The organism is Bradyrhizobium ferriligni (genome assembly GCF_056837965.1).
Map to the genome: position 1 here is coordinate 1 of NZ_JBXEJO010000084.1, position 14,315 is coordinate 14,315.

A 14,315-nucleotide genomic window follows, 5' to 3' on the forward strand; every position below is an offset into this window, starting at 1 on the left:
CGGGAGAGGGGGCGCAGTATGTTTGTGGCTCGACCTCATCTCGCATGCGCCCCAAGGTGAGGTACGATGGACAAGGCTTCGATCGACGGCTGGGGCAGCGGCCTGCTCGGCGTGATTATCTTCAGCGGCTCGCTGCCGGCGACCCGCGTGGCCGTGGCCGGGTTCTCGCCGCTGTTCTTGACGTCGGCGCGGGCGGCGATCGCGGCGTTGCTCGGCGCCGCGCTGCTGGCGGTGCTGCGGCAGCCCTGGCCGCAGCGCAAGGATCTGGTGTCGCTGACCATCGTCGCGCTCGGCGTCGTGATCGGCTTTCCGCTGCTGACGGCACTCGCGCTCCAGCACATCACCTCGGCGCACTCGATCGTGTTCATCGGGCTGCTGCCGCTGTCGACCGCCGTGTTCGGCGTGCTGCGCGGCGGCGAGCGGCCGCAGCCGCTGTTCTGGCTGTTCTCCTGCGTCGGCAGCGCGACGGTCGGCGCGTTCGCCCTGTCGAGCGACGGATCGGCGTCGCTGACCGGCGACCTCCTGATGGTCGCCGCCATCATCGTCTGCGGCCTCGGCTATGCCGAGGGGGCGGCGCTGTCGCGGCGGCTCGGCGGCTGGCAGGTGATCTCCTGGGCGCTGGTGCTCTCAGTGCCGGTGGTGCTCGTGATGACGATCATGACGCTGCCGCCGAGCTGGCAGGGCATCGGCGCGCCGGCCTGGCTCGGGCTCGCTTATGTCTCGATCTTCAGCATGCTGGTCGGCTTCGTGTTCTGGTATCGCGGGCTTGCGATCGGCGGCATCGCCAGCGTCGGCCAGTTGCAGCTGTTGCAGCCGTTCTTCGGCCTCGCGCTGGCCGGCCTGTTGCTGCACGAGCAGGTGGCCTGGTCGATGATCGCAGCGACCCTGCTGGTCGTGGTCTGCGTGGTGTTCGCGCGCCGCTTCGCCTGACGTCCGTCTCTCCTCATGGTGAGGAGCGCGGAACGCGCGTCTCAAACCATGAGGCCACAGGCAGGCCTGCATCCTTCGAGACGCCGCTTCTCGGCTCCTCAGGATGAGGACATAGAGTTCGGGCCTCGTCAGCTCAGCTTGAACAGCGCCTGCAGGAAATCGCTGACTGCCCTGCGGGCCTCGAGCGCGGTGGTCGGGTTGCCGCCGACATGCGGACCGAGCTCGACGCAGGCGTCCTTGTAGCTGAACGGCGCTTGGGTCGATGCATTCATCAGCACGCCGCCTTCGCCTTCCCTGATGGTGCAGTGGCGCACGGTTTGCGATCCCGTCGCCTCCACCACCGTGTTGTTGCCGATCAGGCCGGCATCGAAGCCATGCGCGGAATCGGGATACTCGGTCAGCACCACGTCGCGCTTGGCCTCTTGCAGCCGCGCGACATAGGCCTTGCAGCTCGCGACCGGATTGTAATCGTCGGGCGTGCCGTGGAAGATCCGGATCGGCCGCGCCGCGACCTCGGTATCGGTCAGATAGCCGGTCGAGCAATCCGGATAGAACGGGATGTAGGCCGCGAACTGCACGCCGGACTTGTTCCAGAGCTTGTTGAAACGATCGAGGCTGGCATAGAGCGAGGCCTGGCCGCCGCGCGAAAATCCCATCAGCACGATGCGCTCGGGGTCGACCCGCGGATGCTTGGCGAGGATCTCCAGCGAATGGTAGATGTCGACGATCAAATTGAGCCGGCCGAGCAGCGCCTGGTTCGGCCCGGTTGCGGTGAGGCCGCGGCCGGAGAAGCCGTCGATCACGAAGGTCGAGATGCCCATGCCGTTGAAGTGGCGCACCCAGCCGTCCATCCCGGCGCCGACGCCGCTCGAGCCGTGCATCAAGACCACGACCGAAAGCCGGCCGCTGCCTTGCGCGATGCGGAATTCGCCGCCGACGGTGACCGCCTTGCCGTCGCCGTTCAAAAATTGCTGGTCGGAGATCGTCAGCGAGGGGATGCCGTAGATCTCGGTGCGTGCCGCGATCTCCTTCGGAATCTGCTGCGCGCTGGTCTCGATGCAGGTGAACAGCACAGCGCAGCAGAACAGGATCGCGGTCGCGGCGAGGCGCCAGTCGGTCAGCATCGATTCCCCCCGATGTTGTCTTGATTGGCCGCGACTACAGCAATCGACGCGCACGCTGTCAATTTGATCGGCCGTGCGTGACGTCAGGGAGCCGGCGCTAGGCGGGCTCCTGCGCCTTCCCGATCCGCCCGAGATGGGTGAAGCCAAAACCAACAGAATATTTCAGCCCGTAGCCGAGCGCGCGGTCGATCCCGATATGGGCGAGCCAGATCATCGCGATCGAGAGCACCAGCGGTCCTTCGCCGGCAAAACCCAGCGTCATCAGCGCCACCGGCGCCAGATAGGTGTGGGCGGCGTTGTAGGCGATGGCGCCGGCCCGCGGGCTGATCAAGTAAGCGGCGAAGCTGATGTCCGGCACCAGGAACAGCAGGACGTAGACCAGCCAGGAACCCTCCCACTTGTAGTAGAGCACGGTCATGCCGAGGAACAGCACCAGGCCCTCCAGCCGGAGCAGGGTGCGCACCCCGCCGGTCGCGGCACCGGTCTCGGCCGTGGTCGTATCTGTCATCGCTGTCTCCCCAGATGTCGGAAAATCCTACCGTTTTTGCGCCCGAACCCGCTCACAAGCGGCTTTCCGGTTCCGAAACGGCCGTGCTAAAGCCATTTCCGAACGAAGCGGACCTCGGCTCGCGCCGGGACGCGGACTGTAGCTAACACGGGCGGAAACAAATGAAAGATATCCTCGATACCCTCGAAGAGCGGCGCGCCGGCGCCAAGCTGGGCGGCGGCGAAAAGCGCATCGAGGCGCAGCACGCCCGCGGCAAGCTGACCGCCCGCGAGCGGATCGAGCTCCTGCTGGACAAGGGCTCGTTCGAGGAATTCGACATGTTCGTCGAGCACCGCTCGATCGAGTTCGGCATGGAGAAGACCAGGATCCCCGGCGACGGCGTCGTCACCGGCTGGGGTACGGTCAACGGCCGCAAGACGTTTGTCTTTGCCAAGGACTTTACGGTGTTCGGCGGCTCGCTCTCCGAGACCCACGCGCTGAAAATCACGAAACTGCAGGACATGGCGATGAAGGCGAGGGCGCCGATCATCGGCCTCTATGACGCCGGCGGCGCGCGCATCCAGGAGGGCGTCGCGGCGCTTGCGGGCTATTCCTACGTGTTCCGCCGCAATGTGCAGGCCTCGGGCGTGATCCCGCAGATCTCCGTCATCATGGGTCCGTGCGCCGGCGGCGACGTCTATTCGCCCGCGATGACCGACTTCATCTTCATGGTGAAGAACACCAGTTACATGTTCGTCACCGGCCCCGACGTGGTGAAGACCGTTACCAACGAGGTGGTGACGGCGGAAGAACTCGGCGGCGCCTCGGTGCACGCCACGCGCTCCTCGATCGCCGATGGTGCGTTCGAGAACGACGTCGACGCGCTGCTGCAGATGCGCCGGCTGATCGACTTCCTGCCCTCGAACAACACCGACGGCGTGCCGGAATGGCCGAGCTTCGACGACATTGGGCGGGTCGATATGTCGCTCGACACGCTGATCCCCGACAATCCGAACAAGCCCTACGACATGAAGGAGCTGATCCTGAAGGTCGTCGACGAGAGCGACTTCTTCGAGATTTCGGAGACCTTCGCCAGGAACATCGTCACCGGCTTCGGCCGCATTGCCGGCCGCACAGTCGGCTTCGTCGCCAACCAGCCGATGGTGCTGGCCGGCGTGCTCGACAGCGACGCCTCGCGCAAGGCCGCGCGCTTCGTGCGGTTCTGCGATGCCTTCAACATCCCGATCGTCACCTTCGTCGACGTGCCGGGCTTCCTGCCGGGCACCGCGCAGGAATATGGCGGCCTGATCAAGCACGGCGCGAAACTGCTGTTCGCCTATTCGCAGTGCACGGTGCCGCTCGTCACCATCATCACCCGCAAGGCCTATGGCGGCGCCTTCGACGTCATGGCGTCCAAGGAGATCGGCGCCGACATGAACTACGCCTGGCCGACCGCGCAGATCGCCGTGATGGGCGCCAAGGGCGCGGTGGAAATCATCTTCCGCAGTGACATCGGCGACCCCGACAAGATCGCCGCGCGAACGAAGGAATACGAAGACCGCTTCCTGTCCCCCTTCATCGCCGCCGAGCGCGGCTACATCGACGACGTCATCATGCCGCATTCGACGCGGCGGCGGATCGCGCGGGCGCTGGCGATGCTGAAGGACAAGAAGGTGGAAATCCCCGCGAAGAAGCACGACAATTTGCCGTTGTGAGGAGAGCGTAGGGTGGGTTAGCGCAAGCGCAACCCACCGCCTTCGTTCGGCATGATCCGCGGCGGGTTACGGCTTCTGCCTGACCCGCCTTACAGGTTCGAACTTGATGACCGAAGACGAGCCGACCGACGAGATTTCCGAGATCGAGGCGCAGATCGAGGAGCTTGCCGAGAGCGCCGAGCGATCCCGGCGGATCATTCTCGGCTCGAAGGTCGCGATCGCAGGCGGGTTCGCGCTGCTGGCCGTCGCGCTGCTTGGGCTGTTGGGCGCCGGCCAGACCGCGGCACTCGGATCGATCGCACTGGTGCTCGGCGGCATCGTGTCGCTCGGATCGAATGTCAGCACGTTGCGGCAGACCGAGGCCGCGATCAGCACCGCCGAGGCGCGCCGCGCGCGCCTGATCGGCAATATCGACCTTCGGCTGGTTCACGACGCTCCGCTGAAGCTGATGTGACGGAGTATCGATCTCGCCGCATTGTCGACGGGATCGCGCGCCCGCTTACATGTGCTGCGAGCCTTTGGGGGTGACGTCAATGCCCTGCTTCTAGGTCGCCCGTCGATGCTGTTCGACACAACGGGCCAATTGTTGCAGTTGTGCAACGGCTCGCTGAATAACCGGCTTCCCGTTCATGCAATATCTTTACTTAGGCTGCGCGCTTTGATCTGCTCAACCTGGGGTGGATATTGATCAATGAATTTTCATCGTGGTTTGCTGATTTTGTCAGCCTGCATCTTCGCGTCGGCGTGCGCGTATCCGACCATCAATCGGGAGCGTGTCGTCGAAGTTAGGCACTTTGTCGAGATAGTCGAATGCGAATTGCGAGCAGTTCGCCGTTTCCTTCCAGCGGAGGCGAGCCCGAAAATTCCGGACGTGTGGGACATTGGCTCGACGCTCGACTTGACGCTAGTCAGTCGGGTCGATGCTGACGGCAAGGTCTCCTGGGCTATTCCAGTCGACTATTCGCTGACGCCGAGCGTTGGCGGGCATGCTCAGGATACAATCACGGCACACCTTGCGTTCTCGACGGACCTAGCAGCGGTCTTGTCCACGCCTCCACCTGCCTGGTGCCAGCCCAAGGATATCGATCCATCGGGTACTGGGCTTGGTTTGGCCGCTTGGATTGAAACGGTGTTTACGGCGATTCCCAGAGACAGCAATGGCGGTCTTACCTACACAAAAATTCTAGAATTGCAGGCGAACGCAGGAGCACGATTTGGCTGGGTGTTCGCTCCGATCAATTTGGATGTCGGCGCCTCTGTTCAAGGTACCAAAACCAACCAGCTCGTAGTGGGGCTATCTCCTCATGTGGGTCCCCAGAAAGTAATCATTGTTGGTGACACGACGCACAAGGTCGGGGCCGCATCTCGAATAAGTTCATCGGCGACGCGTACGTTCAGTAATCCCAATTTGAATACTCTGCTGCAACGCCAAGCACCGGTCAGGTTACTTCCTGGTCAGACGCTGCGATAGGAATCGCGCGGCGCCCGAGACTTGATCCGCGCAATACAGCTCAGTATCGCGAGGTCTATCATCGGGCGCACATTCATTGAAGTTCGCTGGCGCGGACATGCTTTGATTTGGCTAGAGCGCAAATCGAATCCGGACGAGATGCAAACTCGGACAAATCATGTCGCGAGAAAGTGGGCGCATATCCTCATGCTGTTTGAGATGTGAATCGGAATCTCACGCACGTCGTCCCGGGCAAGCGGAGCGCGACCCGGGACCCATAACCACAACTCGATGTTGTCGCGCGATGTCGGGGCCACAGCTTGCTCAACAGTTTAGCCCTGTGGTTATGGGTCCCGGCTTTCGCCGGGACGACAGTCGAGGGAGTTCGCGCCCCTTACTTCGACGCCAGCGGCACGTAGTCGTATTCGCCGACGCCTTGCAGGATCAAAAAGGTCAGCGACGTCGTGCCGGCATTGGTGACGAGGTGAGGGCGGGTCGGGCGGACGGCGTAGACTTCGCCGACCTTCAGGTTCACTTCCTCCTTCGGCTCCTGCAGGAACAGCCGCATCTGGCCCTCCAGCACATAGAAGGTGTCGGAGATGTTGCTGTGGGTGTGCCACGGCACCTTTTGGGTCGGCGAGAGTTGCAGCTCCATGATGCGGAAGCCGGGGCGGGCGGCGTGCTGGGCGCGGCGCTCGACTTCGTAGAGATGGCTGGCGTCCTTGACCGGTTGTCCTGGCTTCATGGCGGCCTCCCTGTGGTGTTGTCCCGTCGGGCGGGAAGGCGGCGATGCTAGTCCTGTTCTGCCGCGCGCGGAACGGCCGGAATGGTCATGGCGGGCGCGCACGGTGCGTAGGGCGGGGCAGCCGTGACGCGCTTTGCAAGATCTCACTTCATCCCCATGCAGTTCGCATAGAATGTGGTCGTCGCCGGCCAGTCGGAAAACATCGCGCGGACGCCGACCTGTTTTGCCAGCACGTCGAGCACGGTCAACGTGTCGCCGTCGCGGTCGATCGCCGCCTTCACCGACTTGTGGTAGAACGCACCGCCTCGGTTGAGCGGCCCGTCGCGCTCCAGCGACCAGCCGATCAGATCGAGGCCGGCGGCCTTCGCCGCCCTGGCGTAAGCCGACGGGACGATCTCGCCCTTGTCGTTCAGTGCCAGCATCGTGAAGATCGGCGGCCCCAGGATCGCGACGCCGGAGGCCTTCAATTCCTGCATCGACGGCTTCCAGGTCTCCGGCCGGTTCGGATCAAGGCCTGCTTTCTCGTAGCGGTCCTCGAGATAGAGCGCCTGGCTCGCGAAATCGGGTTCGGTCTTCACCCAATAGAGGATGTCCTTGAGGCTGAAGCTCTGCGGGAACACGTCGCTCGGCGGAATGCCGGCGGCCTTGTAGGCGGCGAGCATCTGGGTCGCATATGTCTCCTGGGTGTAGTCGCCGTCGAACGGCATCGCCACCTCCGGCGCCTTAAGCTCGGGCGTGAATTTTGCGCCGAGACTTCTGATCAAGGCGATGCTCTCGTCGTGGCTCATCAGCGTGCCGGAATTGGCGTAGAGGTCGGTGCGCCAGCGCGGCGTGCCGTTCTGGTAGTCCTCCGGCGTCTTCGCGTCCGGATTGAAACCGTCCATCTTCGCGGTGAGCCGCTTGAATTCGGCGAGCGTGATGTCGCTGGTGCAGCATTTCGCCGAGGCCTTCCTGCCGGTGGCGGGATCGGCCGGGCTGAAGGGTTGCGTGCATTTCGCGGCAAGATCCGGCACCGTCAGGATGTTGGTCGTGGTGTGCAGGTCGCATTGCGAATGCCGGCACACCAGCTGGCGATCCCGCGTGAAGGTGACGTCGCATTCGATCACGCCGGCGCCCATCCGCGCGGCGGCGAGATAGGATTCGCGGCTATGCTCGGGGAATTGCAGCGCGGCGCCGCGGTGGCCGATCGAAAAGTCGGTCTTGTGGAACGGCCCGGTGCATTGGCTGAGCTGCTGCTTCAGGGGCCCGTCCTTCATCTTGTCGACCAGATAGAACGGGCGCGGTCCGATCTGCGCCTCGCGCGGCAGCGCGATCTCCCCGGCGGCAGCCGGCAGCGCGGCGCCGAGAGCGAACAGGAACGAGAGCAGGGCGGTGCGGTGACGGGCAAGCATGGGTGATCCCCCTGATCAGGCATTGTTCAGCAGACCGACATATCACGGAGCATGGACCGGCCGCGTGTGCGAAATGAAACCATGGAGGAAACAATGCCGGCAGCCTATTTCGTCGTCCGCGCCACGGTCACGGACGCCGCCAGGCGTCCCGCCTTCGATGCTTGGTATTCGCGCGCGCATCTGCCCGACGCGATGTAATCGTTCGGCGCCGAGCGCGCCTGGCGATGCTGGAGCCTGAGCGATCCGTCGCTGCACCAGGCGACCTATCAGTTCGCCGACGAGAAGGCCCTCGAGCGCGCGGTGAGCAGCGAGGACATGAAGCGGCTGGTCGCCGACTTCAATCGTGACTGGCCGGAGGTGACGCGCACGCGCGATCTCCTGGTGCTGGCGGAGGAGGCGGCGGCGGCATGATGGTTGCGTGACCCCATGACGACGGACCGAGTTCCATGAAACGTGAATGCGCGGTTCAGCGAGTGTTCAGGTCGCGAGGCAAAAACTCGCTGCCGCAGTTGGTCCAGCTCAGCAACAAAAGGAAACGCTCATGGAACGCCGGGATTTTCTGAAGGTGGCCTTCGGTGCCGCCGCCGGGGCCGTCACCTTCGCAGCGACGGCGCAGGCGGCGCCGCTCGCGCCGCTTCCCCTCAACCAGGATGCACGCGCGCCGGCGGCGCGCGAAGCGCATCCCGCCGTCACCACGGGCGAGGAGGTCGGCCGCATGAAGCCCGAGCAAGTACGCTGGCATCATCATCGCCACTGGGGTTGGCGTCATCGGCACTGGCACCGCAGGCATTGGGGCTGGCGCCGCCACCATTGGCGCCGTCATCACTGGCGCCGCTGGTGATATCGACTCCATGACGAAAAGAAAAACCCCGCGCCAGGCGGGGTTTTGTTAGTTCGGAATGTGCCGCGATCAGATCGGGCGGCAACGGCCGTAGCGCCAGGCAAAGCCGTAGGGGCAGGCGCGGACACGCGGCGCCACCACGACGGGGCGCTCGACCACGACCGGCGGACGCACGACAACGGCGCCCGGCGCGACGACGACGCCGCGATTCCTGACGCAGCCGCCATAGGGGCCACGGTGCCAGCCGGGGCCGCAGCCACCGGCCGCATCAGCGGCGCTGATGCCGGCGAATGCGGTCGTCAGCAAAACTGCTGCAGCAAAAAGATGCTTCATGTCTTCTCCTTTTTATTGGGCCGCGCTGCGGCACCGCAACAAACTTTCGTCTACCGATTCGCCCGGCCGGATCATTGCAGAAGCCGTGCCCGATGTCGCCGACCATAATGTTGCGGCCTGAATGCGACATGAATGTTGCAGCTCACAGCTGCGTCAGCGCGCCGCAAGTCGGCTCAGCATCACTTCGAAATATTTCACGGACGCGGGCAGCCGCGCGCGAGTGGCGAGCGTGCGAAAATGTATCGGAAGGCGAGGCAAGCGAGACCGGCGGTTCATCGACGCTTGCCGGAAGGCGCGCCGCTATTGGTCCGGGCCGAACAGCGCGGCGAATCGCTTCTCGCCGTTGCGCGAAAAATTGACCACGCGGCTGCCCGGCGCGGCATCGCGCGCGGCCCATTTCAGTTCGGTGAAGCGGTCCATCATGGCGGCACCGAGCGTGCCGGCGAGATGATGCCGTCGCTCGCTCCAGTCGAGGCAGGCCTTGCACACCGGACGGCGCGGATGCGTCAGCGCATCGGCGTCGATCTGCAGCTCCTCGGCCATGAAGCGCTTGCCTTCGCCGGTGAGCTCGATCGCCTGCTTGCTCTGGCGGACCAGCTTCTGCCGCTTCATGCTGTCGAGCATCTGCACGCCGAGATCGCCGGCAAGATGGTCGTAGCAGATGCGGGCGCGGCGCAGCGCCGGATCCTTCGGCCCGGTGCGCACCCGCATATGGCCGGCGCGGGCGGCGATGCCCTGCAGGCCTTCCAGCACGTCGGCGACGTCGGGGTCAGAGAGGCGGTAGTAGCGGTGGCGGCCCTGCTTCTCGGGCTCGATCAGCCCGCCGGCCTCGAGCTTGGCAAGATGTGAGCTCGCCGTCTGCGGCGTGATGCCGGCCTCCTGCGCCAGCTCACTCGCGGTCAACGCGCGGCCGGTCATCAGCGCGGTCAGCATGTTGCAGCGTGCGGGATCGCCGACCAGTGCGGCGATCCGGGAGATGTCGGGTCCCGCTTTCATAGTTCGATGATAGCCGAAGCATCGAGGTCGGACAAGCCGCTATTGTCCACCGTGCCGTCATTGCGAGGAGTGCGTCGCTGACGCTCGCAATGGCGGAAACATGACCGGAGGCCATCAATGACCGTCACCGTTTTCATCCGCTACCAGCTCGATCCGTTCAAGCGCGCGATGTTCGAGGAGTATTCGCGGAACTGGCTCTCGATCATCCCGCGCTGCGGCGGCGATCTCATCGGCTACTGGATGCCGCATGAGGGAACCAACAATGTCGCCTTCGCGCTGATCTCGTTCGAAAGCCTTGCCGCCTATGAAGCCTATCGCGCGCGGCTGCGCCAGGACAAGGAGGGCGTCGCGAACTTCAACTTCGCGGAAGAAAACCGTTTCATCCTCGCCGAGGAACGGACATTTCTCCGCAAGGTCGAGTTATAGTGGGGCCACAACAGCAATGTGCGGGAGGCGCCCATGATCGCCGTGATCTTCGAAGTCTGGCCGAAGCCCGAGCACCGGGATCTCTATTTCGACCTCGCCGCCGAGCTGAAGCCGATCCTGCAGGAGATCGACGGCTTCATCTCGGTCGAGCGGTTCGAGAGCATCACCGAGAAGGGCAAGTTCGTGTCGCTGTCATTCTTTCGCGACGAGGCTGCGGTGGAAGCCTGGCGCAACACGATCGAACATCGCCGTACCCAGGCCAAGGGCCGCGCGCGGATCTTCGAGAACTACCGGCTGCGGGTGGCGAGCGTGATCCGTGATTACGGCCTGAACGAACGCGATCAGGCGCCGAAGGACAGCCGCGCGGTGCATGAGCCGCACTAGCGGGCGGATGCGTGGGTGCCTATCTCTGCGCGGCCAATGACTCCAGGGAGCGACCAATGCCACTGCCAACTGCTGACAAACGCGCCGCCTTCAAGAAGCTGCATGAGAGCGGGTGCTTCATCATTCCGAATCCGTTCGATGTCGGCAGCGCCCGCGCCTTGCAACATCTCGGCTTCAAGGCACTGGCGTCGACCAGCGCGGGCTTTGCCTGGACCATCGCCAAGGCCGACAACCGCGTCACCGTCGATGACGTCTGCGACCACCTGACCGCGCTGTGTGCGGCGGTCGACATTCCCGTCAATGCGGATTTCGAGGGCGGCTTCGCGGTCGAGCCCGACAAGGTCGCGGTCAATGTCGCGCGCGGCGTCAAGACCGGCGTCGCCGGGCTCTCGGTCGAGGATTCCACCGGAGACGCCGCCAACCCGCTATTCGAGCACAAGCTTGCGGTCGAGCGCATCAAGGCGGCGCGCAAGGCTATCGATGCCGACAACAGCGGCGTGTTGCTCACCGGCCGCTGTGAGGCATTCCTGTGGGGGAAGAAGGACCTCAATCTGGTAATCGAACGGCTGCAGGCCTATTCGGAAGCAGGAGCGGACGTCCTTTATTCGCCGGGCATCGCGACCAAGGAGGAGATTTCCGCGGTCGTGAAGGCGGTCGCGCCAAAGCCGGTCAATCTTCTGATCGGCGGGGCGTCCGAGCTGACGCTGCAGGCGGCTGCCGATCTCGGCGTGCGGCGGATCAGCGTCGGCGGGGCACTGGCGCGGATGGCCTGGGCCGGCGTGATGAAGGCGGCCAAGGAGATGGCCGAGAAGGGCACCTTCACCGAATTCGCCAACGGCTATCCCGGCGGCGAGCTCAACAAGATGTTCAGGTAGACCTCACAAAAAAGCAGCGGGCCGCTTGGGCCCGCTGCTTCACCACTCCGGGGACGGACGCGGATTACTTGTTCTTGTCGCCGGTCGAGTCGGACGGGGTCGCCGAACGGTCGATCTCCTGCCCGGTCGGCTTGTTGGCCGACGGAGACGCGGGCTGCGCCGGTGCCGCGCCCGTGGTCGTGCCGGGCTGGCTGTTCGGCTTCGGCGTCACGTCGCGCATGCCCGGAGGCGGCGCGGCCGGATTGGCCGGCTGCTGCTGCGCGGTCTGCGCTGACGGCGTGGTGCCCGCCTCATGCACCGACGTATTGTTCAAGCCGTAGAACAGCGCACCGAGCACCACGGCCACCGCGACTGCGAACATCGCGATCTTGGTGGTGCTGGCCGGTCCCTCCTGGAGTTCCGGATCCGGCTGCAGCTCGTTGTCCAGGCTGTTGAAGCGCGCCTGACGGCGCATTTCGTCCTCGGTCAGGTTGGCGCGATACGGATCGTCAGGTTGATGGGCCATTGCAAAGTTCCTCCGTTAGCACCTCAAAGCTAAACGCATGGGACAATGGCTGGCGCGCGGGGATGTTCCGCGCCAATGTTGCAACCTGTTCATGCAGGAACCGTCGATTCCTTGGGTTCCAACCTGTTTCATGAGGCCTTTTCAATGTGGACCATGCCGCCCACCGATTCGGTGCTGCAAGTGCTCTCGTTCATTGCGGTTGCGGCGCAGTCGATGACGGCGGCGCTGGCGGCCGGCAGGCGCAGCATGGATTGGGCCGGCGTCTGCATGCTCGGCGCGATCACCGCGCTCGGCGGCGGCACCATCCGCGATGTGCTGCTCGGGCATTATCCGCTGCTCTGGGTCGCGCACCCGATCTACCTTGCGGTCGCAGCCGCCGGCGCCTTCGCCACGATCCTGCTGGCGCGGCTGGTGCACCGGCTCAACCTCGCATTCCTGGTGCTCGATGCGATCGGACTTGTGGTGTTCACCATGGCCGGCTGCGACGTGGCCTCGCAAGTCGACGTCCCGCTGCCGATCGTGATCGTCGCCGGCATGATCTCCGGCTGCGCCGGCGGCGTGCTGCGCGACATCCTCTGCAACGAGGTGCCGCTGTTGTTTCGCAGCGAGCTCTACGCCAGCGTCTCCGTGGTGACCGGACTGTTCTATGTGACCGGCTCCGGGCTGCAGGTGAACGCCCAGCTCTGGACCGCGCTGACCTTCGCGCTCGGGCTGACGTTTCGCATGCTTGCGATCCGCTACCGATGGGAGATGCCGAAATTCGTGTTCAGCGACGAGGAGCGCTGAACGGCTATTTCGCCGTCCGCGCCTTCGCGACCTCGTCCACGGTGACGGCCGGTGCCGCGTTGCCCCAGGCATTGCGGATGTAGGTCGCAACGTCCGCGACCTCCTGGTCGGTCAGCTTCGGATAGGCCGGCATCGAGCCGCCGTTCGGCGCGCGCGGCGTCGTCACGGTCTGCGCGCCGTCGAGGATGATGCGCAGCGTGCTTGCCGGATTGGCCGATTGCAGATTGGCGTTGCCGGGCAGCGGCGGATAGATCCGCGGCGCGCCGGTGCCGTCGAGCTCATGACAGGCGATGCAGGCGCCGCGATAGATGCGTTCGCCATTGCTCATCTGCGCCGGCGAGGGCGCGGTGACCTCCGGCTCCGGCGCGCCGGCGGGCAGGCTCTTCAGATAGACCGCGATGGCGCGCACATCGGCGTCGCTCATCTTCGAGGTCGAATTGAGCACCACCTCGGACATCAGGGAGCCGGCATGGCTGTGCCCGTTGCGGCCGCTCTGCAGATATTCGGCGATGTCAGCTACGCTCCATGATTTCAGCCCGCTGCGCGCGGCGCCATCGAGCCTTGGCGCGAACATGCCTTGCACCATGCTGCCACTGAGCGCCTGGTCGCGCCTGTCGGCACCGAAGGCGTTCTTGGGCGTGTGGCAGGCGCCGCAATGGGCGAGGGCCTCGACCAGGTAGCGGCCGCGATTCCATTCCGAACCCTTGTTCTGGTCCGGCTGGATGATGCCCGCCGTGAAGAACAGCGCGTTCCAGGCCCGCATCAGCACGCGGTAGTTCAACGGCCAGCGCAGCTCCGGCGGCGGCGCCTTGTTGCTGACCGGCGCCAGCGTCGCGAGATAGGCGCGGATCGCCAGGATGTCGTCGCGGATCAGCTTCGTGAAATACGGGTAGGGGAAGGCGGGATAATAATGCGCGCCGCTCGGCGAGACGCCCATCCGCAGCGCGCGCGGGAAATCGTCGTCGCTCCAGCCGCCGATGCCGGTATCGCGGTCGGGGGTGAGGTTCGGCGAGAACACCGCACCGAACGGCGTGTCGATCCGTTTGCCCCCGGCGAAGGGCTTTGCCGGATCAGCCGTGTGGCAGCTGGCGCAGTCGCCGGCGATCGTGAGCGCCTTGCCTCGGGCGATGACGTCGTCGGTCGGCGCGGCGGCACATTCGCGGGCACCGCACAACAGTGCTGCGACCAGAATCGCACCCGTCGCTCGAAATCGTCGCCGCATCCAATCACCTTCCGGTCCACAAGACGCGTTACGCCATTTCGCCGCGGGCCTGTCCTGCGACAGAAACCGAAACGGCCCTGCAATATTCCCGGCACGAAATTGCGA

Annotated in this window: 17 protein-coding genes and 1 pseudogene; 10 read left to right on the forward strand and 8 right to left on the reverse strand. The window is 64.7% G+C overall.

Annotated features, from left to right (window positions below):
• The first annotated feature begins 66 nt into the window (after positions 1-66).
• Positions 67-930, forward strand: a complete 864-nt coding sequence (locus tag AC1VNY_RS35805) for a DMT family transporter (protein ID WP_482408698.1) — start codon at positions 67-69, stop codon at positions 928-930.
• Between the two features lie 128 nt (positions 931-1,058).
• Here AC1VNY_RS35805 and AC1VNY_RS35810 read toward each other — a convergent pair whose 3' ends face one another.
• Entirely contained in the window at positions 1,059-2,054 is a 996-nt protein-coding gene (locus AC1VNY_RS35810; protein ID WP_482408699.1) for a dienelactone hydrolase family protein, read from the reverse strand.
• Between the two features lie 97 nt (positions 2,055-2,151).
• Positions 2,152-2,562 carry a DUF4260 domain-containing protein gene (locus tag AC1VNY_RS35815; protein ID WP_038388512.1) on the reverse strand — a complete coding sequence of 137 codons (411 nt, stop codon included), beginning with the start codon at positions 2,560-2,562 and terminating at the stop codon, positions 2,152-2,154.
• 161 nt (positions 2,563-2,723) lie between these two features.
• Here AC1VNY_RS35815 and AC1VNY_RS35820 point away from each other — a divergent pair, with 161 nt between their 5' ends.
• From AC1VNY_RS35820 to AC1VNY_RS35830, 3 genes are all read left to right on the forward strand, one after another.
• Positions 2,724-4,256 carry an acyl-CoA carboxylase subunit beta gene (locus tag AC1VNY_RS35820; RefSeq protein ID WP_482408700.1) on the forward strand — a complete coding sequence of 511 codons (1,533 nt, stop codon included), beginning with the start codon at positions 2,724-2,726 and terminating at the stop codon, positions 4,254-4,256.
• Positions 4,257-4,362: 106 nt separating this feature from the next.
• Positions 4,363-4,710 (forward strand): hypothetical protein, encoded by a 348-nt coding sequence (locus tag AC1VNY_RS35825; protein ID WP_028338231.1) that lies wholly within the window; start codon positions 4,363-4,365, stop codon positions 4,708-4,710.
• Between the two features lie 237 nt (positions 4,711-4,947).
• Positions 4,948-5,727, forward strand: a complete 780-nt coding sequence (locus AC1VNY_RS35830) for a hypothetical protein (RefSeq protein ID WP_482408701.1) — start codon at positions 4,948-4,950, stop codon at positions 5,725-5,727.
• Between the two features lie 373 nt (positions 5,728-6,100).
• On the opposite strand, the gene AC1VNY_RS35835 is transcribed toward AC1VNY_RS35830, so the two are convergent.
• Positions 6,101-6,451 (reverse strand): cupin domain-containing protein, encoded by a 351-nt coding sequence (locus tag AC1VNY_RS35835; protein ID WP_018272103.1) that lies wholly within the window; start codon positions 6,449-6,451, stop codon positions 6,101-6,103.
• A gap of 143 nt (positions 6,452-6,594) precedes the next feature.
• Positions 6,595-7,842: a glycerophosphodiester phosphodiesterase family protein gene (locus AC1VNY_RS35840; protein WP_482408702.1), complete on the reverse strand. Its 1,248-nt coding sequence runs from the start codon at positions 7,840-7,842 to the stop codon at positions 6,595-6,597.
• 93 nt (positions 7,843-7,935) lie between these two features.
• Between AC1VNY_RS35840 and AC1VNY_RS35845 the strand changes: the two are divergent.
• Positions 7,936-8,253, forward strand: a pseudogene (locus AC1VNY_RS35845) (hypothetical protein).
• A 130-nt stretch (positions 8,254-8,383) separates the two neighbouring features.
• Entirely contained in the window at positions 8,384-8,683 is a 300-nt protein-coding gene (locus AC1VNY_RS35850) for a twin-arginine translocation signal domain-containing protein (protein ID WP_482408703.1), read from the forward strand.
• Between the two features lie 69 nt (positions 8,684-8,752).
• Here the strand turns inward: AC1VNY_RS35850 and AC1VNY_RS35855 are convergent, their stop codons facing one another.
• Both AC1VNY_RS35855 and AC1VNY_RS35860 read right to left on the reverse strand, forming a co-directional pair.
• Positions 8,753-9,016: a GCG_CRPN prefix-to-repeats domain-containing protein gene (locus AC1VNY_RS35855; RefSeq protein ID WP_482408704.1), complete on the reverse strand. Its 264-nt coding sequence runs from the start codon at positions 9,014-9,016 to the stop codon at positions 8,753-8,755.
• A gap of 300 nt (positions 9,017-9,316) precedes the next feature.
• The gene (locus AC1VNY_RS35860) at positions 9,317-10,012 is read right to left on the reverse strand and encodes an ArsR/SmtB family transcription factor (RefSeq protein WP_212056709.1); all 696 of its coding nucleotides are present in this window, start codon (positions 10,010-10,012) and stop codon (positions 9,317-9,319) included.
• Positions 10,013-10,129: 117 nt separating this feature from the next.
• On the opposite strand from AC1VNY_RS35860, the gene AC1VNY_RS35865 reads away from it, so the two are divergent.
• Genes AC1VNY_RS35865 through AC1VNY_RS35875 form a run of 3 tightly spaced genes read left to right on the forward strand, consistent with a single transcriptional unit; the run spans position 10,130 to position 11,697 of the window.
• Complete coding sequence (locus AC1VNY_RS35865) at positions 10,130-10,438, forward strand: NIPSNAP family protein (protein WP_018272098.1); 309 nt, start codon at positions 10,130-10,132, stop codon at positions 10,436-10,438.
• Between the two features lie 33 nt (positions 10,439-10,471).
• A complete protein-coding gene (locus AC1VNY_RS35870) occupies positions 10,472-10,822 on the forward strand; it encodes an antibiotic biosynthesis monooxygenase family protein (protein WP_016839915.1) in 351 nt (116 codons plus the stop codon).
• A 56-nt stretch (positions 10,823-10,878) separates the two neighbouring features.
• Positions 10,879-11,697, forward strand: a complete 819-nt coding sequence (locus AC1VNY_RS35875; RefSeq protein WP_482408705.1) for an isocitrate lyase/PEP mutase family protein — start codon at positions 10,879-10,881, stop codon at positions 11,695-11,697.
• A 64-nt stretch (positions 11,698-11,761) separates the two neighbouring features.
• Here the strand turns inward: AC1VNY_RS35875 and AC1VNY_RS35880 are convergent, their stop codons facing one another.
• Positions 11,762-12,202, reverse strand: a complete 441-nt coding sequence (locus AC1VNY_RS35880; protein ID WP_028339266.1) for a hypothetical protein — start codon at positions 12,200-12,202, stop codon at positions 11,762-11,764.
• A 144-nt stretch (positions 12,203-12,346) separates the two neighbouring features.
• Between AC1VNY_RS35880 and AC1VNY_RS35885 the strand changes: the two genes are divergently transcribed.
• Positions 12,347-12,988, forward strand: coding sequence for a trimeric intracellular cation channel family protein (locus AC1VNY_RS35885; RefSeq protein ID WP_304495776.1), 642 nt, complete (start codon positions 12,347-12,349; stop codon positions 12,986-12,988).
• 4 nt (positions 12,989-12,992) lie between these two features.
• Here the strand turns inward: AC1VNY_RS35885 and AC1VNY_RS35890 are convergent, their stop codons facing one another.
• Entirely contained in the window at positions 12,993-14,210 is a 1,218-nt protein-coding gene (locus tag AC1VNY_RS35890; RefSeq protein WP_482408706.1) for a c-type cytochrome, read from the reverse strand.
• Positions 14,211-14,315: the final 105 nt, after the last annotated feature.